This window comes from Bartonella sp. AA86SXKL, from assembly GCF_042196885.1.
On record NZ_JBHIRE010000088.1, the window covers coordinates 1 to 1,021 of the forward strand.

Below are 1,021 nucleotides of genomic sequence, written 5' to 3' on the forward strand. Positions count from 1 at the left end.
GTGAAATTATGAATCTGGATGCGAAAGAGTTCCGTAAGCTCCTCAACCAAGCATCAACGGATATTTCTCAACAAATTGCCACACAGGTTATGATTATTGAAGATGAACCTCTTATTGCAATGGATATTGAGCAAATGGTTGAAAGTCTTGGCCATCAGGTGGTAGGCATAGCCCGAACCCGCAAAGAAGCGGTTGTTATGTATCATAAAGAAAAGCCACGGTTGATTTTGGCTGATATTCAACTAGCCGATAACAGTTCCGGCATTGATGCAGTCAATGACATTTTGCAAAATGAACGTATACCGGTGATTTTTATTACAGCATTTCCTAAAAGATTATTGACCGGAGAGCGTCCAGAACCAACTTTTTTAGTCACTAAACCCTTTAATCCTGATATGGTAAAAGCGCTTATTTCACAGGCTTTATTTTTTAAAGAGAATGCTTCCAAAGCTGCCTAGAAAAGATTACCATCCAGACCATGATTGTTACGCCTATTCCCAAGCCCCCTTTGGAGAGATCACATCTAAGCGCTCTGATGCAAGCGATCCGTGGGGCTGATATTTGTGTTTTATACCAGACAACGAATCTGGTCTATTTATGGGCTGAAAACCTGCCACAGCATCTACACAGCAAATGGCGGATGGGCTGCCGTGACAGTGATTTTTTTTCGCTTGATCTGGCAGACAATATGGAAACAATCAAATTGCAAGTTTTAGCCACCGGCAAAATGCAAACCATCGAAGCACGGTTTGAAGATATGGCCAAACAAGCCATGTGGTACAAATTTTCTATCGACTGCCACCGCAATGATCATGGAGACATTATCGGTATTATCACCACTGGTGTTGATATTTCAGGATTACGCCGCCGTGAGCAAGTGCTAAAAATATTGCTTCGCGAAGTCAGCCACCGTTCTAAAAATCTTCTGGCTATCATTCAAAGTATTGCCAGTCAAACCGCACGCTATACTGAATCGCTTCAAGTTTTCTTACGCAAATTTCAAGGACGCCTCCATTCTCTT

Annotated in this window: 2 protein-coding genes; both read left to right on the forward strand. The window is 42.1% G+C overall.

Going from position 1 to position 1,021, the window contains the following annotated elements:
• On the forward strand, positions 1-458 hold a 458-nt coding region (locus tag ACFIO5_RS09960), incomplete at its 5' end, for a response regulator (protein ID WP_375705312.1).
• 20 nt (positions 459-478) lie between these two features.
• The coding region (locus ACFIO5_RS09965; protein WP_375705313.1) for an HWE histidine kinase domain-containing protein at positions 479-1,021 on the forward strand (543 nt) is incomplete at its 3' end.